Annotated in this window: 18 protein-coding genes; 4 read left to right on the top strand and 14 right to left on the bottom strand. The window is 64.4% G+C overall.

Going from position 1 to position 26,177, the window contains the following annotated elements:
* Positions 1-133: 133 nt before the first annotated feature.
* The 5 genes from IFT67_RS01915 to IFT67_RS01895 form a co-directional block, all read right to left on the bottom strand.
* Complete coding sequence (locus tag IFT67_RS01915) at positions 134-2,188, bottom strand: putative bifunctional diguanylate cyclase/phosphodiesterase (RefSeq protein WP_192144841.1); 2,055 nt, start codon at positions 2,186-2,188, stop codon at positions 134-136.
* Positions 2,185-2,697 carry a GAF domain-containing protein gene (locus IFT67_RS01910; protein WP_192144840.1) on the bottom strand — a complete coding sequence of 171 codons (513 nt, stop codon included), beginning with the start codon at positions 2,695-2,697 and terminating at the stop codon, positions 2,185-2,187. Before IFT67_RS01910 ends, IFT67_RS01915 begins: the two co-directional genes overlap by 4 nt.
* A 244-nt stretch (positions 2,698-2,941) precedes the next feature.
* Positions 2,942-4,393, bottom strand: a complete 1,452-nt coding sequence (locus tag IFT67_RS01905; protein ID WP_192144839.1) for a glucoamylase family protein — start codon at positions 4,391-4,393, stop codon at positions 2,942-2,944.
* Positions 4,394-4,461: 68 nt separating this feature from the next.
* Positions 4,462-7,512 (bottom strand): TonB-dependent receptor, encoded by a 3,051-nt coding sequence (locus tag IFT67_RS01900; RefSeq protein ID WP_244647131.1) that lies wholly within the window; start codon positions 7,510-7,512, stop codon positions 4,462-4,464.
* Positions 7,509-8,576, bottom strand: a complete 1,068-nt coding sequence (locus IFT67_RS01895) for a LacI family DNA-binding transcriptional regulator (protein WP_192144838.1) — start codon at positions 8,574-8,576, stop codon at positions 7,509-7,511. The genes IFT67_RS01900 and IFT67_RS01895 overlap by 4 nt, the downstream gene beginning before the upstream one ends.
* A gap of 219 nt (positions 8,577-8,795) precedes the next feature.
* On the opposite strand from IFT67_RS01895, the gene bglX reads away from it, so the two are divergent.
* Positions 8,796-11,060 carry a beta-glucosidase BglX gene (bglX, locus tag IFT67_RS01890; RefSeq protein ID WP_192146356.1) on the top strand — a complete coding sequence of 755 codons (2,265 nt, stop codon included), beginning with the start codon at positions 8,796-8,798 and terminating at the stop codon, positions 11,058-11,060.
* Here bglX and IFT67_RS01885 read toward each other — a convergent pair.
* The 4 genes from IFT67_RS01885 to IFT67_RS01870 form a co-directional block, all read right to left on the bottom strand.
* On the bottom strand, positions 11,047-12,375 hold the full coding sequence (locus IFT67_RS01885; protein WP_192144837.1) for an MFS transporter: 1,329 nt from the start codon (positions 12,373-12,375) through the stop codon (positions 11,047-11,049). The genes bglX and IFT67_RS01885 overlap by 14 nt on opposite strands.
* A gap of 362 nt (positions 12,376-12,737) precedes the next feature.
* The gene (locus tag IFT67_RS01880) at positions 12,738-13,127 is read right to left on the bottom strand and encodes a hypothetical protein (RefSeq protein ID WP_192144836.1); all 390 of its coding nucleotides are present in this window, start codon (positions 13,125-13,127) and stop codon (positions 12,738-12,740) included.
* Positions 13,128-13,150: 23 nt separating this feature from the next.
* Complete coding sequence (locus IFT67_RS01875) at positions 13,151-13,759, bottom strand: response regulator transcription factor (protein ID WP_107962090.1); 609 nt, start codon at positions 13,757-13,759, stop codon at positions 13,151-13,153.
* Positions 13,756-15,345 carry an ATP-binding protein gene (locus IFT67_RS01870; protein WP_192144835.1) on the bottom strand — a complete coding sequence of 530 codons (1,590 nt, stop codon included), beginning with the start codon at positions 15,343-15,345 and terminating at the stop codon, positions 13,756-13,758. The genes IFT67_RS01875 and IFT67_RS01870 overlap by 4 nt, the downstream gene beginning before the upstream one ends.
* 337 nt (positions 15,346-15,682) lie before the next feature.
* On the opposite strand from IFT67_RS01870, the gene IFT67_RS01865 reads away from it, so the two are divergent.
* Complete coding sequence (locus tag IFT67_RS01865) at positions 15,683-16,546, top strand: crotonase/enoyl-CoA hydratase family protein (protein WP_342450530.1); 864 nt, start codon at positions 15,683-15,685, stop codon at positions 16,544-16,546.
* A gap of 12 nt (positions 16,547-16,558) precedes the next feature.
* Here IFT67_RS01865 and IFT67_RS01860 read toward each other — a convergent pair whose 3' ends face one another.
* Both IFT67_RS01860 and IFT67_RS01855 read right to left on the bottom strand, forming a co-directional pair.
* A complete protein-coding gene (locus IFT67_RS01860; protein ID WP_192144833.1) occupies positions 16,559-18,457 on the bottom strand; it encodes an EAL domain-containing protein in 1,899 nt (632 codons plus the stop codon).
* A gap of 261 nt (positions 18,458-18,718) precedes the next feature.
* Positions 18,719-19,084: a DUF4440 domain-containing protein gene (locus tag IFT67_RS01855; RefSeq protein ID WP_192144832.1), complete on the bottom strand. Its 366-nt coding sequence runs from the start codon at positions 19,082-19,084 to the stop codon at positions 18,719-18,721.
* A gap of 288 nt (positions 19,085-19,372) precedes the next feature.
* On the opposite strand from IFT67_RS01855, the gene IFT67_RS01850 reads away from it, so the two are divergent.
* Positions 19,373-20,659: a glycoside hydrolase family 130 protein gene (locus IFT67_RS01850; RefSeq protein ID WP_192144831.1), complete on the top strand. Its 1,287-nt coding sequence runs from the start codon at positions 19,373-19,375 to the stop codon at positions 20,657-20,659.
* An 81-nt stretch (positions 20,660-20,740) separates the two neighbouring features.
* Here the strand turns inward: IFT67_RS01850 and IFT67_RS01845 are convergent, their stop codons facing one another.
* Together IFT67_RS01845 and IFT67_RS01840 are read right to left on the bottom strand one after the other, a co-directional pair.
* Entirely contained in the window at positions 20,741-21,673 is a 933-nt protein-coding gene (locus tag IFT67_RS01845) for an AEC family transporter (protein ID WP_192144830.1), read from the bottom strand.
* On the bottom strand, positions 21,670-23,163 hold the full coding sequence (locus tag IFT67_RS01840; protein WP_192144829.1) for an FAD/NAD(P)-binding protein: 1,494 nt from the start codon (positions 23,161-23,163) through the stop codon (positions 21,670-21,672). Before IFT67_RS01840 ends, IFT67_RS01845 begins: the two co-directional genes overlap by 4 nt.
* A 322-nt stretch (positions 23,164-23,485) precedes the next feature.
* Between IFT67_RS01840 and IFT67_RS01835 the strand changes: the two genes are divergently transcribed.
* Complete coding sequence (locus IFT67_RS01835) at positions 23,486-24,301, top strand: hypothetical protein (RefSeq protein ID WP_192144828.1); 816 nt, start codon at positions 23,486-23,488, stop codon at positions 24,299-24,301.
* Positions 24,302-24,368: 67 nt separating this feature from the next.
* Here IFT67_RS01835 and IFT67_RS01830 read toward each other — a convergent pair whose 3' ends face one another.
* Positions 24,369-26,177 (bottom strand): M14 family metallopeptidase, encoded by a 1,809-nt coding sequence (locus tag IFT67_RS01830; protein WP_192144827.1) that lies wholly within the window; start codon positions 26,175-26,177, stop codon positions 24,369-24,371.

The following is a 26,177-nucleotide window of genomic DNA, read 5'->3' as shown; positions in this document are numbered from 1 at the left end:
GCAAACCGGCAAGCAGCTTATGGACGGTGTAGAGCGGCGGCCGCGAACCGTTGAGATCGAACCCACCCGATTTGATCTCTCCTTTATGCCTGGTGGCGGCAGGCTGCAAAACCGCCCGGTGCGGTGTTCGCGTTCAACCGAAGGCTTGCTCCGTACCCAAGTCCCGGGGTGCCAACAGCATGGCTCGGCGGACATGGTCCGGGTTCGCCAAGGTGCGTGAGGGCTTGCCGATCAGATAACCCTGGATCGCGCCACATCCTTCCCGCGTGACGATGGACAATTGCGCCGGTTGCTCGATCCCTTCGGCGAGGACCGGCATATCCAGGCTGGAGCCGAGCGCGGTGACGGACCGCAGGATGGCGACTGCCTGCTCGCTATGCTCGATTTCCGCGACAAACGACGCGTCGAGCTTGATCCTGTCGAACGGAAACGAGCGCAGAACGTCGAGCGAAGAATATCCGACGCCGAAGTCGTCCAGTGCCAGGGCGATGCCCATAGCCTTCAACTGACGAAGCTGGTTCAGGGCGAAGTCGCGGTCGTGGATGATGGCGCTTTCCGTCAATTCCAGCGAGAGCCGTTCGACCGGCAGGCCACTGTCTTCGAGCGCGGACCGCACCGTCTCGACCAGTTGAGGGTCTGACAGATGCAGCGGTGACAGGTTCACCGCAACCATGTGGCGATTGGTCCAGAGGGCGGCTTCGAAACAGGCCTGGCGTAGGACCCAGATACTCAGCGGCACGATCTGCCCGCTTTCCTCCGCTACCGGAATGAACGTTGCTGGCGAGATCGAACCCCGCGTCGGATGGTGCCAGCGGATCAGCGCTTCGTACCCGGTGATTTCGCCGGTCGCGACCGAGGCCTGGACTTGATAGTGGAGTTCGAACGCGCCGGCGGCGACCGCGTTACGGAGGTCGCTGGCAAGTTCGCGTCGATCGCGGACTGCGTCATCCATCTCGGCTTGGTAGTAACATGGCTCGTCGGAGTGCAGCGATTTGGCGCGGTACATCGCCAGATCCGCCTTCGCGAGAAGCGTATCGGCGTCGAGCCCGTCATGGACCGCCAAGGCCACACCGATGTTTGCCCCGACCGACGCGGTGAACCGCTCGAACTCGAAAGGGGTCGTGAACGTCGCGCGCAGACGATCGAGGAAATCCGCCAGGTCGGCCGGGGTGTCGTAGGAGATCAGGGCAGCGAACTCGTCACCGCCAAGGCGAGCGATGCTTTCGCCGCGCCGCTGGGCTGCAACGAACCGCGTCGACAACGCGATCAGCAGTTGGTCGCCGGCTTGATGCCCATAGGTATCGTTGACCGCCTTGAAGCGCGACAGGTCCATCATGACGACCGCCATGCATGGGCGTCCGGACTTCAATCCCAGTCGTCGACCAAGCTCTTCGTTGAAGCTCATGCGGTTGGGCAGGTCGGTCAGGCCGTCATGCAACGCCATCCGCCTGAGGCGCCGATAGGATTCGTCCTGGCTATGTCCGTCGATCAACGCGCTGAGCGCGGCGCATCCGACCACGAGCAGCGCGGCGATCGCGGTCGTGATCCCGAGTGCGGACAGCGTTCCGTCGGACAGGCCGTCGCCGAGCTGCAGAACAGCGATGTTCATTGCGGCCATGCCGGTGAAATGCAGCACCGCAACGCTCAATCCCAGCATCCCGCCAGCGCGTGCCCGCCGCCATCGGCCAGCGCGTTTCAGGATGTGAAACGCAGCCGCGGAGAGCACAGCCGAAAGGACGATCGAAGCGAGAACGTATCTCCAGTCCCACGTGACGATCCCGTCGATCCGGTACGCCGACATGCCGAGATAGTGCATCGCCGACACCGCCACGCCGATGATCGCGCCACCGGCGATACCCGTCCAACGTTGCCGCATCGCCGCAAGTGCGAGTCCTGGAACGGCGACGACGATCGCCAGAAGCAGCGAGGCAAACGTCAAGATCGGATCGAGTACCACCGGGGCCTGCGTGCGGAATGCCATCATCGCGACGAAATGCGTCGACCAGACCATGGTCCCCGTGCTGACCGCGGTCAGCAGGACCCAGCCGAGCCGGCTATATCCCATCGCCGACCGGATCCGGCCGAACAATTGCACCGTCGCAGCCGAGCCGATCAGGCATACGGCGAGGGCAACCATGACGAGCCGCAGATCATGATCCTGCGTGATGCAAAGCGCGATCTTCATCATGCCGCGCTACCTTCGCGCCACAGGTCGCCGCGCGCTTCCAGTGCCATCGATGCCTGGCGCGCCAGGCCCAGAAGGTAGGCGCGCTGGTCGGGCGAGGAGGGGGGGCGTGTTACGGTGTCGAGCACGCAGAGCGCACCGACGTCGACACCGTTCAGAAGCGTGAGCGGAGCGCCGATATAGTAGCGAACGAACGGGTCTCCGGTAACGATCGAAAAATCGGCAAAACGGGGATCGACTTCGGGATCGCAACATTCCAGCACGCCTGGATGGTCCAGCGTGTGCCCGCAGAAACCATTCTCACGTGGTATGCAGGTTACAGCCATTCCCACGGCAGCCTTGAACCATTGGTCGTCGCTGTGGATCACCGACAGCACGGCGATGGGCGCGTCGAACGATAAAGCCGCTTGTTGGACAAATCTATCGAATGCCGGTTCGGGTAACGTATCCAGAACACCGAGCCGCTTCACGGCATGGGAGCGTCGACGCTCCTGAAAGAGATTTTTGAACATCGACGGACCACCACGGCGTTAGCTAACCGCCGACATATCCAATCAAACTGTTTAGGATTGGTAATCGGTCTGCGCGAACGGATGGCGGTGCGCGATGAAATCGCAGCGTCACTCGTCGGCCTGAAAGTCCCTGACGTGGCAGCTACTTACAAGATGAAGCACGCATCGATTGCCGGCATCGCCGGTCGCTGTGGGCCGGCCATGGAGAGAACTGCGCGGCGATCATCCTTCGCGCTGCCGACGATCAAGCCAGCCAACCGCCTGCGAAGCCAGCGCGTTGCAGACCGCGGCGGATGTGCGGGTTGCCGCGCATCGTCGTCCAGACCAGACCGGTCCGCCAATTCTCCATCATCACGACGATCGCGCCCTGGTCGATCCCGAGATAGTCGTTGTCGACCCAGCCCATCTTCGGATCGATGCTGCCATGCTTCAACGGCATCGCCGCTGCCGTCAGCGTCGGATTGAACGAGTCGAGAAATCCGTATTTTCCGTAGATCTGCGTGCCGTAGCGCCCGTGCATCGTCTCGATCGCGCGCCGTGCCAGTTCCGGCTCGAACGCGATCGATGCCGCGGCTGCGGTCGGTGCCAGCGTACCGTCGTCGCGATCGTCGGGCCCGCGCGCGGAATAGCTGAAGAATTCGCGCTTGCGCCCGCCGAGGTCGATCGTGAAGTCGCCCGGCCCGTCGCAGGCTGTTAGCCCCCAGACGTCGGGGCCATAGCCGCTCCACCCGCCCGGATTGGCGATCGCATAGGCCCGCTGCGCGCGCACCGCACGGCGGCTGTTCTCGAAATAGTCGATGCCCTTCTTCGCCATGTAGCGATCACGAATGCCGCGGAAGTCGATCCAGCAATGGCTGTATTGATGCACGAACAGCGGCGCGAAATGGATGTGCGGCTCGCCACCCCATTTGTCGGTCCACTGCGCGTCGAAGCGATCGGTCCACGCGTCCCAGGTTTCTGCGGGCAAGGCGTGCGTCGGCGATCCCAGCGCCAGCACATAGAGCAGGAGCGCCTCGTTGTAGATGTTCCAGTCGTGTGCGATGAACCCGCTCTCGGGGTGCCAGCCCATCGACATGAACGGCGGGCGCGGCACGATCCAGCTCCAGTCGATCGCAGCATAGAGCTGGTCCGCGAGCGCACGGATTCGCACCTCGCCGGGATGATCCGAGTCGAACCAGCTTTGCGCGAACAGCACCCCGCCGATCAACAGCGCCGTGTCGATCGTCGACAGTTCCGCGCGCGCGAACCGGTGGCCCTTGGTGGTGCCGAGGAAGTGGTAGAACAGCCCCTTGTAGCCGCTGTCGTCGCTCTTGCTGTCGCCCTGTGGCGCGGCGGCGAAGAATTCGAGCGTGGCGAGCGTCCTCGTGCGCGCCTCGTCCCGCGTGATCCAGCCGTTGACGACGCCGATCGGATAGGCGGTGAGCGCGAACCCTACCGCGGCGATCGACGCGAACGACGGTGTCGGCCAGCGATCGGGGGCCAGCCCAGTCGTGGGGTCGGCCGTATCCCAGAAGAACCGAAAACTGCGTTCGTGCAGATCGGCAAGCAGCGCGGTCGGCATCGCCGTGCCCGTAGCGGTGCCCTTCGCGCCACCTGCCACGCTACCGAGCCGGGTAGCGGACGGCATCGCGCAGCCGGCCATAAGTCCTGCCAAGCCCAACGAAGTGCGGCCCAGCAACTGCCTGCGATCGATCATGACGTCCTTCGGTTACTGATACGCGAACAGGGGCGGGACGCGGTCATGCCGCGTCCCGCCAACGGGTTCTAGAACGAGAAGCCCGCAGACAGCTTGATCGTGCGCGGCGCGTTGCCGCCCGTGCTGTAGGTCGATCGCTGTCCGTAGTTCGGATCGAGCGGGCTGTTGTTGAAGTCGGTGTAATTGCGGTCGTTCATCACGTTCAGGATATCGAGCCGCATGCGGACCCTCGCCTGTTCGGTGATGAAGCCGACGGGCACATATTTGGTGAACGCGAAGTCCAGCTGTCGGCGGCCCCAGAGATCGCCCAAGCTGTCCGCCTGCCGTCCGACCAGTTCGCGTGAGAAGGGATCGGACCGGTCGACGAATGCCTTCAAATAGATCGGCGACTCGATCTGGAACTTGGTCGAGAAGGTCACACCGATCGGCGTATCGACGCTGCCCGCGATCACGAAGCGGTGCTGCGGCACGCCCGACGAGCGCAGCATCGGGTAATCCGAGAGCTGCGCATAATCGAGCAGATACGTGTCCCCGAATTTCCCCGTCTCTTCGGCCTGCGTGTAGGTGTAGGTCGCATCGATGCTCCACGGCGAAGCCGCCGAATAGGTCTTGGTCAGCTTGAAATAGACCGCATCCGAGTTCGTCTTGAGACCGTTCGTGCCGAGGATGATCGAGCCATAGCCGTTTGGCGAGAACGAGAAGGGCGACTGCGGCACGTCACCGGGATCGGCCGGATCGTTGAAGAAGAACGAGCCGTCGGGCCGGCGATTGCCGAGCAGGAAGGCGAACCCGTCGCGGCTGGCGATATGCGTGTAGCCGACCTCGAGTTCGACCGGCGAGAAGCGACCGCGCATGCCGAGGCTGAACTGGTCCGAATACGGCACCTTGAGATCGTTGTTGAGGAAGCGGAACTCGCGCCCGCCGCCGATGGCCGCGCTGGCCAGCTGCTGGCGTCCGGCCGCGGTCAGATAGACCGGGTTCCACGCGATGCAGGTCTGGCTGGGGATGCAGGGGTTGAGCGAATCGTTGCCGATGAAGTTGAACGTGCGGACCTGGTACGCGCCCTGGCTTGCTTCCTGCTGGAGGAAGTCGAACTGGTTGCGATCGTACGACCGGCCATAGCCACCGAACATCGAGAAGCGTCCGGCTTCGTCGAAGCGGTAGGTAAAGCCAAGCCGCGGCTGCCACGCGCCCTTGAACGCCTTCCGGTCGTTGCCGTTCGAGATATAGTCGTTGATGTCGTAGTCGGCTTTGTTGAGGTTGGGGTAGTTATCTGGCGATACCGCCGCGATATTCTCGGCCGACGTGACGTAGTCCAGATAGGACGGCGTGCGCTCGTAATCCCAGCGCAGACCGAGATTGAGCGTCAGGTGGCTGGTGATATCCCAGTCGTCCTGCGCGTAGAAACCGATCTGGAAATTGTTCGACCGGACATTGGCCTGCCCCGCCGCGCCGGTTGCCCCGAACTGAAGTTTGTACGGCAGCGCATCGTTGAAGGCGACGCCGGGGATCGCGTTGACGTCATAGGTATATTCCGGGTTCGTCAGGTTCTGCTCGAGCGTGTTGAGCTTCACCCACTTCGCCTTGGCACCGACCTTGATCGTGTGCCCCTGAAGTCCAGTGAATGTGAAATCGTCCTGGATCGTCCAGCCCTTTTGGCCCTTGGTCTGGAAGTTGCCGCCGCCACCGGCACGGAGCAGGTCGGTGCGCTGGATGCCGTTGCCGATCCGCTGCGTCGCCTGGAAGAACTGTGTGATGCCGTCGGTCGCGGGGGTCGGCGCGAACAGCGAGTCCTCGTAGGACAGGCGCGCGTCGTTGATCCACTGGTTGCCGGTGTGCTGCCAGCGGAGCAGGCCACGCTTGTCGACGACCTTGTTGAGCGTCGAAGTGCTGGCCGCATTGATGCCGGTCGCGTTCTGGATGCCCGACTCGTCGCGATATTTGCCCGACAGTTCGATCAGGTCGTTGTCGGTCGGCTCGATGTCGATTTTGCCGAAATACAGGTCCTGCTTGAACTGCAGCGCGAAGGTGCCAAAATTATCCTGGTATTGCTGCGGAATAGACGAGATCGGATAGCCGTTCTCGGGCCGCACGTCGTACGGGCTGGAGATGCGCTTGCCTTCGTAAGTGAAGAAGAAGTGCGCCTTGTCCTTGATGATCGGACCACCCAGCGCCGCGCCGAACTGCTTGTTGCTGGTGTCGACCTTCGGGATCGTGGTCGGAAAGATCTCGCTCGGGCGGCGATCGCGCAGTTTCTGGTTGGTGAAGTCGTAGAAACCCTCACCGTGGAATTCGTTCGTGCCCGATTTGGTCACCGCGGTGATCGCGACCGAACTGACTTGGTCGAATTCCGCCTTGTAGTTCGACGACAGCACCTGATACTCGCCGATGCCGAGCTGCGGGAACGGATTGCCGGGCGACGAATCCTGGCCGGTGATGCCGTTCTTGAGGACGTAATCCTTCTGGCTGACGCCATCGATGAAGACGTTGACGGTGCGGCTGTCCTGCCCGCCGCCCTGGATGCGCGACGCGCCGCTTGCGTCCTCGATGAACCGCACGCCCGGCGCCAGATCGGCGAAGGCGAGGAAGTTGCGATTGTTCTGCGGCAGCTGCTCGATCAGCCGCGACGAAATGACGCTGCCGACCTGGCCGCCCGACAGCGATCGGATGCGGTTGCCGGTGACGACGATCTCATCGCCAGCCGCCGCGGCCCCCGCAGCGGGCGTATCGCCGGGCGTGGCTTCACCGGTGGTACCCGCGGGGGCAGGCGTTCCGGCGGCTGCGAGATCGAGATCGAGGCCAGCCACCTGGCCGACGCGCAGCGTGAGGGCGTCCGAATTGCGCGTGCCGTTGCGCTGCTTGATCTCGAGGCGATAGGTGCCCGCGCGCAGCGACGCAAAGTTGTACGCGCCGTTGGCGTCGGCCGGCACGGTGCGCCGCAAGCCCGTGGATATCTCGACCGCGGTGACCTCGACGACCGGATTGTCGGCGGGTGCGGTGATCGTGCCGCGCAGCGAGGCCTGGCCGACCTGCGCCACTGCCGGCGTCGGCGCAAACAGCAGCCCGCTCGACAGCGCCGTCAGCGAGACGACCGCCGCGCGCAACATCATCTTGGTCATTGGAGTTCCCCTTTTCCCGATTGTTCGGGTTTGTTGTTGTGGACGTTGGAAAGATTCGGGCCGTGCTGGCTGTGGCGGGCCGGGCCGGTGGATTCGCGGACGATCACGATCGGTACGCGCTGCTCGACACCGCCATCGTCGTCGCCCGCGATCGCCTTCACCAGCCGCGCGACCGCGCTGGCGCCGAAGCTGGCGATGTCGATGCTCGCCGAGGTCAGCGACGGCGAGATGAGCCGGGTCAGCGGGATGTCGTCGAATCCGGCGATCGCGATCTGGTCGGGAACGACGATGCCGGCCCGCTTGAGCGTCATCATCGCGCCGATCGCCATCATGTCATTCGCAGCGAAGATCGCGTCGATGTCGGCGCCCTCTTCGATCAGGCGCGCGGCGGCGGCGGCGCCCGACGGCTCCTTGAAGTCGCCCGTCAGTACGCGGAGCGACAAGCCGGCGCGCGTGCACGCCTCCTGCGCACCGCGCAGGCGCTCGTCGGCATCGATGTTGCCCGCGGGCCCGGAGATATGGACCAACCGCCGCCGGCCAGTCGCGATCAGATGCTCGACCAGCGCCGACGCGCCCGCGACATTGTCGATGCGCAGTTCGGTGCGACCCGAGTGTCCCGGCGCGCAGTTGACCAGCACGGCGGGCATGCCGCGAGGCAAGTGCGCGAGCAGTTCGTCCGCGGACACCTGCGGCGCCATCACCACCAGCCCGTCGACCCGGCCGCGCATCGCGTGCAGCGCCGCGACGCCGCGCTGCGCATCTCCGTGCATCACCATCATCATGCAGTACAGGCCGCGCTCGGACGCCTCGCGGTCCATGCCACGCAACAGTTCGGAGAAGAATTCGCCGTGCAGGTCGGGGACGACGACGCCGATCATGCCCGAGCGTGCCGAACTTAGATGGCGCGCCGCGGCGTGGGGGACATAGCCGAGCCGCAAGGCGACGCTTTCGATGTGTTCGCGGACTTCGGGGCGCACGTTGCTGTGCCCGTTGAGTGCGCGCGACACCGTCGCCACCGACACCGCGGCTTCGCGGGCGATATCACGGACAGTGGCGTGCGGCATGAAGCGTCAGTATCCCCTCTGGCACCGATCTGCGTGTTGCGACCGGCATCTTGTTCTTGATGTAACCGGTTACATGATCCAGAAGCAGGGATCAAGAACCTTGCGACGATCGTCTTTCCGGTGTGGGCTGGAGCGATCGCTACTGGCATGGACGGGGATGAGCGGATGACGGCGGCAACGAATTCACAAGTGATTTCAAAGGCAATTTCACGGCGGGCGATGATGATGGGCGCGGCGGCGGTGACGGCCTGGGCCGCCAGTCCAGCACGCGCGCTGCTTCAGCAGGTAAGGGGTGGTGCCGCGGCGCTGCCGGCATCGGTCGAGGCGCTGATCGGCCGGATGACGGTCGTCGAAAAGGCTGGGCAGCTGACGCTGATGGCGGCGGCCTGGGCAGGGGGGGCGGCGACGTCGCTCAACCCGGCTGGCGGGACCGCCAGTTTCGATAGTCAACTCGCCGACGTCCGGGCCGGGCGGCTTGGTGGTGTGTTCAATGGCAACGGCGCGGTGATGGCGCAGCGGATGCAGACCGTTGCCATGCGCGAGTCGCGTTTGAAGATCCCGTTGTTGTTCGCGGCCGACGTCATCCACGGCCTGCGCACCGTGTTCCCGGTGCCGCTGGCCGAGGCGGCGAGCTTCGATCCGGAGCTGGCCCGGCGGACCGCGCGCGCGGCCGGGGCCGAGGCTGCTGCGTCGGGGATCGACTGGACCTTCGCACCGATGGTCGACATCGCCCACGACGCACGCTGGGGGCGCGGCGTGGAGGGTGCCGGCGAGGACGTGCTGCTCGGCACGATGATGGCGGCGGCACGCGTTCGCGGGTTCCAGGGCGAGCGCGGGCTCGCGGCACCCGATGCGGTCGCGTCGTGCGCCAAGCATTTTGCCGCCTATGGCGCGGCCGAGGCTGGCCTCGACTACAACTCGGTCGACATTTCCGAGCGCACGCTGCGCGAAACGTACTTCCCGCCGTTCCAGTCCGCCTTCGCCGCGGGATCGCCGACCGTCATGGCCTCGTTCAACGAGATCAGCGGCGTCCCCGCCACCGCCAATCCCTGGCTGCTGACCGATGTGCTCCGCCGCGAATGGGGTTTCGACGGGCTGGTCGTCTCCGATTACACCGGCGACGAGGAACTGATCGCGCACGGCTTCGCCGCCGACGCGCGCGAGGCTACCAAGCTCGCCTTCATGGCTGGCGTCGACATGAGCATGCAGAGCGGCTTCTACCTCAAGCACCTCCCCGATCTGGTGGCGTGGGGCGACGTGCCGATGGCGCGGCTCGACGAAGCCGTCCGCCGCGTGTTCGCCCTGAAAGTGCAGCTCGGACTGTTCGACGACCCATACCGCCGGATCGATCCACGCCGCGAGAAGACCCGTATCCGCACGCGTGAGAGCCTGGCGCTCGCGCGTGAAGCCGGTGCGAAGTCGATCGTCATGCTCAAGAACGACGGCGGCCTGTTGCCGCTGCCGCGCGCGGGCAAGCGGATCGCGCTGATCGGTCCGTTCGCAGCCGGACAGCACGACCTGATCGGACCGTGGAACGTCTACGGCACCGATGCCGAGGCGGTCGACCTCGCGACCGGAGTCCGCGCGACCGTCGCGGATCCGTCGCTGGTCAGTGTCGCGCTTGGATCGGGCGTCGACGGTCCGCTGGCCGGCGGCATCCCCGCGGCGGTCGCTGCCGCGCAAGCCGCCGATATCGTCGTGCTCGCGATCGGCGAGAGCCAGCGCATGTCGGGTGAGGCACAATCGCGCGCCGACATCGTCATCCCCCCCGCACAGATGGCGCTGGTCGACGCGGTCACGGCCACTGGCAAGCCGATCGTCGTCCTGCTCCGCACTGGCCGCGCGCTGGTGCTCAGTGGTGCGGTGCTCGACGCGCCGGCAATCTTCGTGACGTGGTTCCTCGGCTCGCAGGACGGCCCGGCGATCGCCGACATAGTGTTCGGCAAGACCGGGCCGTCCGCGCGTCTGCCGGTCTCGTTCCCGCATGCGACCGGGCAGGAGCCCTATCACTACGACCACAAGAGCACCGGCCGCCCCAATCCGCCGGGGCCGCTGGTCGAATACAAGGCGCATTATCGCGAATTCGCCAACGACGCGCTGTTCGCGTTCGGCCACGGCCTGACCTATGGCGACATCGGGTATTCGGGTCTCGACCTCGGCACCGGGATCATGGCGAGCGACGGCGTGCTGACCGTGCGCGCGACGATCGCGAACACCGGCACGCGGGCGGCGGAAGAAACGGTCCAGCTCTACATCCGCGATGTGGCCGCCAGCATTACCCGGCCGGTGCGCGAACTGAAGGCGTTCCGGAAGATCGCGCTGAAACCCGGCGAGCGGCAGGTCGTGGCGTTCACGCTCCGCCGCAGCGACCTGCTGTTCGTCGGCCGTGATCTCAAGCCGACCATCGAGCCCGGCCGGTTTCAGGTCTGGATAGCGCCATCGGCACAGGCCGAAGGCGTCTCAGGGCAGTTTACGCTGGCCTGAACCCCGACAGCGTATCGCGGCGAAGTGGGATGGCGATCACCGCCACCAGCATCGCCGCGATCAGCACCGCGGGCCCGGCGAGCATCAGCCAGCGGATCGCGTGCAGGCTAGCCGCGCCTTGCACTGCGCCGGCTACGAAGCCGTTCGCCTGATAAACCGCGCCGATCGCAAACCCCGCGCCCGCCAGCGCGATTTTCTGCACGAGCGCAAACGTGCCGAACGCCAATGCCTCGACCCGCTTGCCGGTACGCGCTTCGTCCCAGTCGACCGCGTCGGGCAGCAACGTCCATGCGGCGAGCGCAAATCCTATGAACACCGCCTGCATCGCCAGCAGGAACGCCGCGGTTTCCATGCTGTCGGGGGCCGCGATCAGCGCGAACACGGCCGGTAGCACCAAAGCCAATGCGCCCGCACTGATCCACGCGACGCGCGCGCCACAAGCACGGGCCAGCGCAGTCCAGACCGGCAAGGCGATCAGGCTGGCGAGCGCCATGCCGGTCAGCGCGCGCGGTCCGCCCGAGGTGTCGAGCAGGACGTAGCGGAAGAAGTACAGCACCGACTGAGAGGTCAGCGCGGTCGCCGCGCCACCCAAAGCGGCGGCGATGTTGAGCGCTACGAACGCCCGGTTGCGTGCGAGCGTCGCCAGTCCGGCGCTGATGGTGGGGCGATCGACGGGCACGGCAGCGGGAATTGGCTCGGGAACGCGCCACGCCATGATCGCGAGCATCGGCACGCCGAATGCGGCAAGCAGCGCGCTCGCTGCGCCATAGCTGCCCATCCGCTCTGCCAGCCAGGGCAGGGCCAGCGCGACGAGTGCAGCGGCGGCCGAGCCGAACCCCATCCGCCAGCCGGCCACCAGCGACCGCTCCCGACTGGTCCGCGCCACGCGCGTCGTCCACGCCGCGTACGGAATATTAGTGAACGCATAGAGCGTCCGGAACAGCAATTGTGTCGCCAGTGCCCATTTCGCAGCCCCCGCCGGTACCGCGAACATCGCGACGAACGCCAGGCCCAACGGCAACGCGCCCCATCCGACGAGTCGACGATATGAAAGCCGCATCCGCTCCGCCGCCGCGCCTGCGAGGAAATCCGCCGCGCCGTCCCAGATTGCGCCGATCATGAAGATCAGCCCGGCGGTGGCAGGCGGCAACGCCAGCGTGTCCATGTAGAAGAACAGCAGGTAAAGGCTGATCGCCTGCCAATACAGATTGAACGCGAAGTCGCCGGCACTGAACAGCACGAGTGTCCGGCTTGGGATTGCAGGATTGCCGGGAAAGGCAGCCGTATCAGACCGTCGTTGCGATATCTCGTTCATCGTCGGGAGGCATCCGACGAGCTCTCCGGGATACGCCGGCCGGGATGGCAGGCGCATCGGGCAAGCGTGACAAACTCGGTCGAGCTGCCCTTGATGGATCTACCCGGACTTGGCGCACTTGGGCAACGAACTTTGAGCAGCGGGACCAAGGGCCACGATTTTACCAAGGGCAAGGCGTGCTCCTCCTATCTCAGCCCCGAGTAGCACAGACCGGTAGGCCTCCCGACAACCGATCGGCGCTGACCGCTAACGGTCCGTTGGACAGGAGATATGATTGGTTTTGCGACGACCCCATAACGCGACCGTCCGTTGCGGCGGAATGGGGGGAGTATGCAGTGTCAGCGCGTCGACGGGGCGGTGTTTTATCGATCGGTCGTCGGAAGCGCGGCAGCGTCGCAGCCCTTCACTCGCCAGCCGTCCCACCGCGTGACGAGATCGCGTGCGTCCCGAGATATCGCCGCATCGAACGGATCCGCGTCGATCCGCTTCGCCTGCCGCTCGATCATTGCCAACCATTTTGCCCGGACCGCATCGACGTCGTGGGGCAGTATATACCGATGCCACAGCCGCGCGACCCGACGTTCGGCGAACAAGCGTTCCAGTACGTCGTGGGTAAGTTCGAGCGGCAGGCCAGGATCGAGCCGCCGCAACTCGCCGACCATGTGCGACGGATAGATTTCGCGCCGCGTCGCCAACAGATCCAGGATGGCGTCTTCGATCAGCGTTTCGTCTTCTGCGGTCCTGATCGGCATAGAAACTCCGGCAAGGGGGATGGTCACCGCGCAAGCGCGATCAATTGGGCAAGTCCGTTGGTGCCGGTCTTGGCGACGATCGCGGCACGGTGATCCTCGATCGTCTTGGGGCTGAGAGTCAGGAGGTCGGCGACCGCCTTGTTGCTGTGTCCCTGAACGAGCAGATCGAACACCTGCCGCTCGCGCCCGGACAGCGCCGCGGTACGGGCGCGGATGTCGCGCTGGCGCCGCGACCAGGCGACCCCCTCGTCGACCGCGGCGAGCAGGCGGAGTTCGTCGAGCGGCTTCTCCAGATAATCGAGGCCGCCGTGGCGACGCACCGAATCCACCGCATGGGTGGTCGTCGGCCAGGCCGTCATGAACACGATCGCGACGGCGGGATCGATCGCGCGCAGACGGTCGGCAAACCCGAAACCATCGAGATCGCCCATCATGATGTCGGTGACGATGCAATGCGCCGGCGCGTCGGTGTAGACGGACAGCAACGGCGCAGGGTCCAGAAAGGGCTTCGCAGCATGACCGTGGCGCACGAGCAGCCGCGCAACCGCCGCGCCTAGATCGCGGTCGTCATCGACGACGTAGACGACTGCACCATCTGGTCCAGCAGCGCTCTGATTGGCGCGCAGGGTCATGCAACGGCTCCTACAAGTTGCAGCGAAAGCGTCGCGCGTACGGTGCCGTCGCCGTCGGTGACCCGGTCGAGCGTACCGCCATGCGCTTCGATGATCGCGCGCGCCACTAGGGCACCGACGCCCATTCCGGGCTGCGGTCCTCGACGATCCGGGCAGCGGTTCGCGACTGTCACCTCAAGCTGGTCGTCGTGGCGGCGGGCCGACAACGTCACACGACCGTCGCACGCCTGAACGGCATTGCGGACGAGATTGACGATCGCCTGCGCCAGCTCGATCTCTTGCCCCATGATGATGAGGTCGGGATCGACGGGCGCGATCTCCAGCACGACCCGTGCGGCTTTCGCCTCGGCATGGGTCAGTGCGGAAACGGGTAGAGCGCTCGGCTCGTCGACCGACCTGCCCCCGAAACGGCGCAGGCGACGCACGAGCGTCGATAGCGCGGCGGCCTTGCGATCGATGATGGCCGCGGTTTGCGCGATGTCCGGATCGGTGGAGACAGTGATTTCGTGAAGGTGCTTGGCCTCGATCGCCAGTGTCGAGAGCGGTTGACTGATCTCGTGGATCACCGCGACCGACATCGCGCGCAACGTTTTCAAGCGCTCGGCCTGGAACAGCATGCGATCGCGGCGCGACAAGGCTATCTGCGCGCGAACCTGCGCATCGGCGAAGCTGCCGGCGAGATACCCGACGACCACGATCGACGCGAGGCTCATGTGAAATTCCAGCCGGTCTGCGAGTGGCATGTCGCTCGCGGTATAAGGAAGCACCATCGCCGCGACGATCAGGATGGCCAACCAGCCCATGGTGCGCCCGAAGCGCAGCCCGATCCATGCTACCGCCAGCAAGGCAGGGGTCGCGGGGACGCCGAGGCCGATATGCGCGAGCAGCATGCTTGCAGCGATCGCCACGCCGAGAACGACGCCGGCCTCGCCGAGCACGGCAAGCTGGCGCAGCGCCGGCCGATGCAGCGACAGCCGCCCGTCCTGCACCGCCTGGGTCGCCCAAAGCAGCGGCGGGGCGATCAGCAACACGCCGAGCAGGTCGCCAACCGCAAATCCGGTCAGTGATGCGATGGTCTGGCGGAGGCCCACGACCCCGGTAAGCTCGGGACTGAGCAACGACCAGGGGAGTGCGACGAGCGCCACCGCCATGGGCGCGGAGACGGCTGCGAGACCGAGCGGCATCGGTGCAACGCCGAGGCTGGAGTGCGAGCGCGCGGCGACATAGCGGACCAGCCAGACGACGAGGCCATAGACGAGCCCGGGACGCGCGACCCCCACGGCGGCGGCGAGCCAGTCCGGCTGCCCCGGCACGATGATCCCTGCGGCAGTCTGCACCGCCAATTCCGTGGCGACGATGGACAGCGTCAACCGCGGTCCACGGCTCCATAACAGCGCGATACGGACACCCGCCGCGGGATAGAGCAGCGAGTAATAGCTCTGACCGCCCCAGCCCGCCGCGACATGGTGCGCGATCACGAAGGCTACGGCATAACCGACCAGCCACGGCAGATCGGCCGGTCTCGGCACCGCTGCATGAACTGCGGCGCGTATCGCGAGCGGGGCGGGGAGACGAAGCGCAGGCATCGCCGCCTGCCTAGCCGCATCCGGTCTTCGAAGACTATCGGGGAAATTCCCGGATTCCGTGTCCACGGCGCGCTGCAGTGATTTAGCCGAGCCACGATCAACGGAAGCGGAATGCCGATCCGTTCCGGTGTGGGCCGCTGCCGAAACTGCGCGCTGGACCGTCCACTGACGCGACGATGCTGAACGATAGTCGCGGTATCATACCGCCTACATCCCAAAGGATGTCGCTCTAAGCTTCTCGCGCACGAACCACCGTGTGTGAAGAAGGACGTCGTTTATGACAATCGAGTTTGCTCCTGTTGTTCCAGCGGACGAAAACGGGTCGCGACATGGAACCGTGGCCGACCCCCTACGCGTGCCGCTAGGCCGGCAGCCGTTTGCCTATGTGGATTTGGAAACGCGGTTCGATTCCGAGCTCGATACGCTCTGGACCTACATGCGTCAGCGTAGTCGACCGAGCTTCAACCCGGATTTGCTCGTTGAGTTCGCAGGGTGGCAAAACGACATCTGCACAGTCCGATCGTCCGGAACCATGCCGATCCGGTACGTCGTGCTCGGGTCTCGCTTTCCTGGCGTCTTCTCGCTGGGGGGAGATCTCGATCTCTTTGCGACGCATATCCGCAACGGGGATCGCGCCGCTTTGGTTCGTTATGGGCGTGCGTGCGTCCGGATACTCCACCGGAACATGCTCAGCCTGGAACAACCGATCATCACGATTGCCCTGGTCGAAGGCGACGCGTTGGGGGGTGGGTTTGAGGCGTTGCTGTCGTTCAACGTGGTGATTGCCGAACGCGGAACGAAGTTCGGGCTGCCCGAGACCAATTTCGGTCTCTTCCCGGGGATGGGAGCGCACTGCTTCCTGTCCCGACGCCTGGGGGCCGCGCGTGCCGAGCAGATGATCCTCAGCGGCAGGACCTACACCGCAGAAGAACTGTACGACCTGGGAATCGTCCATGCGCTCGCCAATCCCGGCCAGGGGCGTGCCGAGGTCGAGGGCTATATCCGACAGAACCGGCGTCGGCATAGTGGTCACTGCGCCATCTACGAGGCGTCTCGATCGGTGAATCCGCTACCGCTGCGCGAGCTCGAGGCGGTCGTCGACCTTTGGGCCGATGCGGCACTCCGGCTTAGCGAGGCGGACCTGAAGCTCATGCGGCGGCTGGTCGGCGCCCAGACCCGATTGCTCGACAAGGCAGCGTAAAGCGCTCGTTACTCAGGACCGCCCATTCGCCTCGAGCCGGCTCCCGGCAAGCATGGAGGTTACCATGCTTGCCGAGATCGGCCGCGCGAGCAGAAACCCCTGCACCGCATCGCACCGGGTGCGGCGCAACTGATCGAGTTGGGCCTGCGTCTCTATGCCCTCGGCAACTGTCCGCATGCCCAGTTTGGCGGCAAGCTCGATCACGGTCTGGACGATTGCGACCGATGCGGGACTTTGGTCCAGGTCGGTGATGAAAGAGCGGTCGATCTTCAGCGTCTGGAACGGGAATTTCGTCAGGTAGCTGAGCGAGGAATAGCCCGTCCCGAAATCGTCCAGCGTCGTGCGGACGTTGAGGCGGTTGATCGCATTGAGAGCGGCGAGCGACGCATCGATGTCGTCGAGCAGGACCGACTCCGTCACTTCCAGCTCCAGGCGTTCGGCGGGCAGCCCGCTCGCGGCCAACGCCCCCATGATGACCATTGGCAGATTGGCCGACCGCAACTGGATCGGCGACAGATTGACCGCGATCTGCACGTCACCCGGCCATTCGCTCGCAGCTTTGCACGCCTCGCGGATGACCCACCCGCCGATGGCGACGATCAGACCGTTGTCTTCCGCGATGGGAATGAACTCGGCTGGCAAAATCGGACCATGCCGACGATTGGTCCATCGCAGCAGTGCCTCGCACGACAATATGCGCTCGCCGGCAAGATCGAAGATAGGCTGGAACATCACGTGGAACTCGCCCCGCTCCAATGCTCCCGTCAGCTCCAGCGCCAGATCCCTGCTGCGCTGGACCTTCTCGTCCATGAGCGGTTCGTAGAAGCACATACGCCCCCGTCCGGTATCCTTTGCCCGGTAGAGGGCAAGATCCGCGTTTTTGAGCAGGGTATCGGCATCGGCGCCGTCGGCGGGCGCGATTGCGATCCCCAGCGATGCGCCAACGCGTAGCAGGCGCCCGTCATGATCGACGGGCCGCTCCACCAACTCTATGATCCTGTGCCCGATCGAGTTTGCGGCATCCCGGTGTTCGATCTCACAGACTACGGCAAATTCGTCGCCCCCCAATCGTGCGACGATCCCAGCATTTCCGAACGCCTCGTCCAGTCGACCGGCTATGCAGACGAGGAGGGCATTGCCTGCAAGATGCCCGAACGAGTCGTTGATTTCCTTGAACCGATCGAGGTCGATCCAATGGATCGCCAACCATTGGCTACCGCCGTCCAGCGCGCGCAGGCGAGCTTCGAATCGCTCGCGAAACGCCGTCCGGTTGGCCACGCCGGTCAGATCGTCGCGACGGGCGATTGCCGCGTGATGTTCGGCAAGCGCAGCCTTTTCCCGCGACGCCAGGGTCGCTTTCAGGATGACGCTGTACGTCTGTAGCGTGATGTCCATCATCGCGACGACGAACAGGATGATGACGACCGCGAGAACGATCTTGAGCACATCGAACGAGACGATCAATCCGACCGCCAGCGGCAGGGACGCACAACAAAGCTGTGCCAGCGCGATCCATGGGCGCCCTGCATTGCGCCCTGCGATCCCGGCGGCGTAGCCTATCGTCGTCGTCACCGCGAGCAGTTGCAGCACGCCGTCGCTCGTATTCAGCAGCGTGAGCAATCCGAACGTACCGAGCAGCGCCGAATAGCAGAGAGCCCCCACCCGATACACGATCTCCCGACGGCGGCCCGGTGCCTTGTTCGGCGTGGCTCGCTTGGGAACGCGAAGTTCGAGACGCACGGCGTCGGCGATGCGGATGCACGCGACGATCGCGATGGCGATTGCGCAGATCACCATGGCTCGATCGCCGCTGACGATCGATACGGTCGCCGTGATAGCGCTGCTCGTCAGCGCACCGATTATCAGCGACCTCGGTGAGGCATAGAGCGACTCGACAAGCGTTTCGCGCACGGCATCAGCGATCGCCTGATCGGATTGCCGAAGCTGTCTCAGACGAGAGATTAGACCATTCATGAATCTGGCTTTGGACTCGTGAAGTGAAAAAAACCAAAATCTTTCGGTGGATCGAACAAAATGTGGAATCGCGCACGGTGCCGTATGCGCCGACGTCTTTACCTGCCCCGGGAGTATCCCGACCACCGCGCCGGTTTCGCGGGCGGAAAGATTGACCGCACCGAGAAACCGTCGCGTGTATTCAGCGATTGTCGGGGTTTATGCCGCGCTTGCGATCAACGCAGGCGTTTGCTGATGTTGAATGACGCGCCACTCTTCGTGCTCCAAACGCCGCATCGTCGTAGTGCAATACGCAGTGTAACCGGTCGAATCATCGCGGCTGGCTTCCGCTTTGTAGGCGATCGCGATCAGGCCCTCTTGCGGGCGCATGATCTGCTGCTCGCTGAACTGCACCTTCGACCAGCGCGGCGTATTGGCCACTGCCTCGATAGCCTGCGTGCCGGTCAGCACGAAGGGGTGCTCCGGCAAGACCATGACGCACTCGTCGTCGATCAGCGCGCGGTACTGTTCGGCATCGCCGGTCCATAGGCTTTCCTCAAAGCCCCAAACTCGATTGTCGTCCATTCCATGTCTCCTTCTCGCTATCGAGCGCGGGGACGATGGAGTTCGTTCCTTGCGGCCCGCTGGAAATCGCCCTTTCGACTGCCAGAGCATCTTATGTTGTCGGGCAGGAACGTCGTCTCCGACGCAATCTCCAGATCGAGAGCGGAAAGGGCTTCGTGAGCATCCAGGATACGCGCCCTGCCGGCCAGGCGTCGGCCCGACGCGAGTGCGGGATCGCGAGAGGCCCGGCATCGTTACCTTGTTTGTCGCGAGCGCTCGCTCGCTAAAACATCAGAAGGGCCGATGCCGATGAACGCTGCCGATGTCTTCACGACGCTCGATGTCGAGATGAAACCCGATCCGTCGCGCACTGTGATCCGGCCGTTCAGCTTCGGCTATCCCTCGGCTTTCAAAGCGGGACATCCACCCCGCAGCCAGGTCGTGGTGGACCGCATTCGGGCACTCGACGACACGATGCGGGAAAGGATGCGCGACTTGTTGCTGACTCCGATGCGCGAACGCCATCGCAACGTCGAGCAGGTATTGCTTCGTCGCTTCGAAGATGTGCGAGAGGATATCGGCGAAAGCGACTTCAACGACGATGAAAAGCTGTTGATCGGCGCGTATTTCAGTCAGGAATACGCGTTCGAGTCCGCCGCGCTGTTCAATCCCAGCATCGTCTTGCTCGCGGATGAAGAGGCGTCGGTGCCCGGCGCGGTCCGCTTCGTCATGTCGTTGCGGGGGATCGGTGAAGGACATATTTCGTCGATCACGTTCCGCACCGGCGAATGGGGCCCCGGCGATCGACTGGTACTCGACCCCCCCAGCGCCCACGGCGTACCGCCTCGCATCGAGCGTCAGGACGATGGTTGGGTCCGCCTGCTATGCGAGGATAGCCAGGATGCGTCGGAGACGGTCATTTTCCCGGTGCTGCCCAGCCAGCGCCAAGGCATCGAGGATCTGCGCCTCGTCAATTTCACCGATCACGACGGTGTCCGCAGCGTCATCGGGACGTACACGGCGTTCGACGGCAAGAATGCGCGACAGGAAATGCTGCGCGGCGTCGATTTGCGCCGGGTCGAGATGAGGCCGCTTGCCGGGGCGATGACCGGGTACAAGGGAATGGCGCTGTTCCCCCGACGGATCGACAATCAGTTCGTCATGCTCGGCCGGCAGGACAGCGAAAACATCTGGCTGCTGCGTTCCGACGATCTCTATACGTGGGAAACCGGAGCGCCGATCATGGCGCCGAAGTATCCGTGGGAGTTCGTGCAACTCGGTAATTGCGGATCGCCGATCGAGATAGACGAGGGCTGGCTCGTCTTGACGCACGGCGTCGGCATGGTCCGGGGATATTGCATCGGTGCCTGTCTTCTCGACAAGGACGATCCCTCCAAGGTGCTGGCGCGGACCGCGTCGCCCTTGCTGTTTCCCAGCGCGGAGCAACGCGGGGGCTATGTGCCGAACGTCACCTACAGCTGCGGCGCCTTAATCAAGAACCGTCGCATCCTGTTGCCCTACGCGATCGGCGACGAATATTCGGCGTTCGCCGTGGCGGATGTGGACGACCTGCTGGCGGTGATGACGGCGGATTGAGTCGATTTGGCTCGCAGGGCGACGCCCCCTGCGAGCCAATGGCGTCGATACGGCCGCGAGGGATCATGCGATACCGCGCGATTAGCGTGCCGGTATCGCAGAATGGAACATGCCGACCACGAGCAGAACCAGCACGAGCGATACGAGGCTGGACAGCGCGACGAGGATTGCGGCTGCCTTGCGGTTGGTATCGAGAAGCGTTGCGAACAGAGTCACGTTGCTGGCGATCGGGAACAGCGCGACGAGCCCGACGATCACGCGGTCACGAGGGCTCAAAATGCCGACGAACGCCGCTTCCGCCGCGAGCGCAGCGGCGAGCAGAACCAGTCCGCTTGCTTGCCGGATCGCGAGAATGCGCGCCATCAGTTGTGGTCGCCAATCCTCGCCGCTGGTTTCCGCGAGATTGAGACCGATCACGGCCATGCCGAGGACGGAGACCAGCGTGCCGGCTATCGATACGATCGGAGCCGCCCCCTCGGGCATAGTGACGCCCGCCCATTTTGCGATGATCGCACCGATGATGACATAGACGACGGGTACGCGCAGCGCCTTGGTCGCTGCCTTGCGGGTGCCTTCCTTGGTACGGGCGATCAGGAAATAGCCGACCGTGTCGCCGTATAGCGCGCTGCCGATATACGCGCAGATCACCGTCGAAACGCCGACGTCCCCGAACAGCGCCTGGCTGACCGGAACCCCGAAAAATGCGACGTTGAAGAACGAGAAAGAGGCGGAGAGCAGCTTTGGGTCGAAGTCGTCGCCAAGTCGCTTTGCCAGTCGGTGCGCCGGGATGCTCATCAGTGCCGCGACCAAGAACATCATTGGCGGGATCACCATCAGCTGCCGCGTTTCGGCGGCAAGCACCTTGTCGATCACGAGCAACGGAATGAGGCCGAAGACCAGGATCGTCGAAAACAGCTTTGCTGCCCAGGGAACGCGGCTGCCGAAAGCCCATGCGATCAGGATCACGCCGTAGAGTGGCAGGAGTGCCGATGCGATATTACCGAGCGCGCTCATCGTTGGCGCAGAATGTCATCGATCGCGCGGCCCGCACATTCGACATTGAACCACACGGCATTGGTGTCGCGCAGTTCGCCATTCAACAACTGGCCGAGCGCGTAAAGACGCGGTGCATCGCGTGTCGCGGAAATGACCCGGCAGGTGGCACGGTGCGCGATCGCGCCGCCTATTGGATGCGGTTGCAACCAGTCCTTTTCGAGCAAATCCCGGATCAGCGGCTCCTTCATCTCTTCCAGCGTCGTGGCCTGGCCGGTGGCGTTGACGACGATCGGCGCCGCAAGCGTCTCGCCATTCTCGAACCGGACGACGAAGCCTTCGCCGTTCTCGTCCGCGACTGTTTCGTCGACGAGTCCGCGTACGCTGAGCAAACCCCGCGTCATGGCGTCGGCGATACGACGTGCGTTGATCATCGGCGTCACGAAGCGTGCGGCGGCGAAATGCGGCGCCAGCCATTTGCCGAACCGTTTCTGGTCGACGGGGCGCAACAGATTCCAGATCGCGGTCGAATCGTGACGAGCGGCCGTGAGAATGCGCTGGAAAGGTTCGTCTTCGGCCTCGGCCACGGTGATGTCGTGCAACAATGCAGCCTCTGAGTCACGACCACGGCGATCCTCCGCATGCCAATCAATCGGATGGAGCAGGGCGGTTTCGGCTTCCATACGGAAAAGACGGACAAGATCGACGACCGAAAAGGCGGTGCCGCGTTCGCGGATCAGGCGGTGGACGTTTTCCAGCGTGAGGTGACGGCGTTCGTAGCCGGTCTCCGGGGCCGGGATCTCCACGCGCGGCAACAGCCCCTCCTTGGAAACGAGGTGGATGTGACCGCGATGATCGGTGTCGAGCAACGTCATCACCGCATCGATCGCGCTGAGCCCGCTGCCGAGAATGACGACCGGCTGATGCTGGTCGATGCCATCGGTCATGCGCTGCGAAGGGTAGGGGGAGTCGAAATAGCCCGACACGCCGTCGAGGTTGCCGAACCTGTCCGGATCGGGCGTGCCGATCGTCAGCAGAACGACGTCGGTCGCGATCGAGGACCCGTCCGAGAATTCAATCGTCGCCGAGGAATGGTCACCGTCGAGCGTGATCGCTTCCGCACGGTGGATTTCGACCGGGATTCCGGCGGCGCGTGCGTCCTCCAAGGCGCGCTCGAAGACGTCCTGCATGTACATACGATACTCGCGCCGTTGCGGGTATTCCACGCCATCGGGATCGAGCGGCGTGCCCATTGCCGCGCGCCGGGCCTCGAGCCAGGTCCGGAAATGACCCGGCTCGCGGTCGTACAGTCCCATCAGCCGGGATTCGGTATTCAGGAGATGCCCAGGCTGCTCGGTACCGAACGCTAGCCCGCGCGCGAGCTGGTCGTCGCGCTCGACCAAATGGATCGTCCAGCCATCGCCCGGATCGTAGCGCAGGCGCGTCACGGCTTCGGCAAATGCGGCGACGCCACAGGCACCCATGCCGATAATAGTCAGTGTTTTCGGCATGATACCCCACTCCCATAAGGAACCGCGACAACGCGCGGGGGCTATTCAGTGCCACGAGGGACGGAAAAAATAGCAGGACCGAGGCGGCATGCCCGTCAATTGCGAAAAGCAGTTGGTCGGGAGCGCCATGGTACGTCGCCTCGCAGGAAACATTGGCCATCTCGCGGGCACGGACGATGCGACACGGAAAGGGTCTGAGCCGGAGAACTACGTAGATTAATCAACGGGTTCTTTAACTTTTTGATCTGGATCAATGTGTCATCGATCTGGTAGCACGACCGGCATGACCGCTACCAACCCACGCGTCGTCTTCCCGAACCTCGTGGCGTTAGCCGGCGCGGTCGCGGTGATCGTAGTCGTCTCGCTCAGCATTCACGTCGTGATGCTGCAGGTGCTCTGGGTGCCTTTTCCCGAACCGAAGGGGCTTGGCAGGCTGGGGCTGCTTTATCCGATTGCGCAATCGTTGGGGCTCGTGGCGTTGGCCGCGGCCGCACTGCCTTGGCTGAGTCGATTTCACGGTCTCGCACGTGGCCTGATCGTCGGAATGCTGTTCGCGACGATGAACGGCATTTTCCGCACCGGGCTCATGGCCGGCCTGACGACGACAGACTTCGGCGGCGGGGTCGCGGGGTTTGTCCAGGAGGCGCTTCATGACCTGATTCTGGGTACGCTTGCCGTCATGGCCGTGTCGTTTCTACGCGGCACTGCGTTCCGGTTCATGGCAGCGGTCGCGCTGGCCGCGGCGAGCCTCTTCGTCCTCAGGCCGATGCTGGCGTCGCTGCTCGCCCCGATCATCGCGTGGTCGGCGCGGCATATGCATCCGGATGTCTATCTGGTGCCATACGGGCCCAACATATTGGTGCCGAGTTACCTGCTGTTCGCCGAGACGGTGATCGCCTGTCTGGTCGCACGCTTCGTCATTACCCTGCGCGCCGTCGCGTGGGATCGAACGGGGCTCATCCGCTATGTCGGGTTGATCCTCCTCGTTCGCGGCACCGGCGCGATGATGTTCGGTTGGGGCCCGATCATCGGAATGCTGAGCGTCAGCCAATTTTTCTTCCAGGACCTGGTCATGGCGTTGCTCATCCATGCCGCGTGGCGGCGGTTCGGCGAGGGTGGCGCCGATGTGGATAGCTGAGCCGGTACCATGCCCTTCGGGTTCGCCGAGGTGTCGTCCGGCGTGATCGCGCGCCGATGACGACTGCCTAAAGTTCCCGACGAATGGGGTATGTCCGGTAAAATGCGCTACGATCGGGCAGCCGGGCCGTAAGCCATTCCAGGCGAGCCTCGGGGGAGGTTGCAAACGCCGGATCGGCCTTCAGTTTCGTATCGAACGCGGCCCGTACCCGATCGTCTCGGGCGAGCAGCGCCTCGGCCAGCGGCGCGAGCACGAACGCTTCGGCCCCGGGCGGGGACGAGAGCATCTCCGGAAAGAAGCCCCAGGCGAGGAACGAGTCCGGCGCTTCCGGCTCGAGCAGTGCGGCGGCCAGCAAGCCAAGCGGTTGATCGGACGGTACGCGGATCGTGCCGGTCGGGAGCGTTTCCGTCGCCGTGTCGTGCCGGAACGCTGCCTTCAGTGGCAAACGGCCGTCCTGCGCGGGTTGTACGGCCGGGTTCTCCACGCGGGTACGGTCGAGCGTGAGAGTGCGTGGGGCCTCGATCGCGTCGAACCGAATGCCGTGCAGACGAAGGCGATCGAGCACCTCTGCCTGCTCCTTCGGCACCCACCAGGCGATCGGCAGCGTCACCGTCTTCACCGGCTCTTGACCGATGATCGGCATGCGGAAGGTAATGGGCTTGCCTGTCCAGCGCTGTTCCATGCGGCCCGTCGCCGGCGAAAGATATCGTTCGAACGCCACGCCCTTGAACGCGTCGATCCAGCCGATCGGCTGTGCTGCGCGCTTCCAACTCGTCAGCAGGGTGGCGGGGCGGCTGGCGCGATCGGTGGTCTTCGCCGTGACGATGCGATCCTTGTCCGATGCTGCCAGCTTGAGGGCCGCTTCCAGCAGGACATAGGTTCCGAGTACGCGCTGCCGATAGGGTTTGAGCATGTGGTTTTCGACCAACACGGTCGGCACGCCGATGAAATCGCCATAGCCGGTCGAGTATCGGGGCCCCTCGGGCGCCTGGCGGATACCGCTGGCCGGCTGACGCGTGTAGATCGGGCTGGGATACAGCGTCGGAATATGGCCACCGCGTTCGAGCGCTGCTGTAACCGTCGGTCCGAAACGCCCCATCAGCCAGTCGGCGGTAGCACGGTGATAGGCATAGCGGCCCCAGCCGGCATAGGTGAAGGTGATGTCGTACTGCATGTCGAAGCCATCGCTGACATGGCAGTCGACATAGAGGGCCGGATCGAGCCGTTGCAGCAGCGCGATCATCGCGCGCGTTTCGGGCGCATCCGCCTTGGCATAATCGCGATTGAGGTTGATGTTGCGGGCGTTGACGGCGAGGCCTTTCTCGCGCGGCCCGCGCAGCGCCGGAAAGTTCCAGCGGCTCTTCGCTTCGTGGCCGTCGATATTGTAGATCGGTACGAACACCAGATCGACCTCGTCCAGCAGCGAATCCTTCCCGCGCAGGGCGATGTCGCGCAGCAGCATCAGCCCTGCGTCCTTCCCGTCGATCTCGCCCGCATGAATACCCGCCTGGACGAGGACCACGGGTTTGCGCGAACCGCCCTTGCTTGCACGCACCATGAGCATATCGCGCCCCTGACTCGTACGTCCGAACGTCTCGATCGAAATAATCGGTGAGGCGGCATCGAGCCGCTCCAGCCATGCGCGGGTCTGGCCATAGCTTGGCGACGTCGCAAAGCCGGTGCTTTCGGCCGGCGTAATCCAAGGATCGTCCTTGGCGACGATCAGCCGCTCGCTCGTCCCCGACCAGCGAGATGCCGGCGGCAGGACGGACGCGGGAAGTTCGGGACTCTGCGACGCCTGCGACGCCTGCTGCGCCTGCACGACAGGCGCGGCCAGGACGGCGAAGATGATCGACAGGAAGGATGGCAAGCGCAT

It is taken from the genome of Sphingomonas sp. CFBP 13728 (assembly GCF_014841895.1).
Lineage (GTDB): Bacteria > Pseudomonadota > Alphaproteobacteria > Sphingomonadales > Sphingomonadaceae > Sphingomonas.
This window is presented reverse-complemented; position numbering and strand designations above follow the sequence as displayed.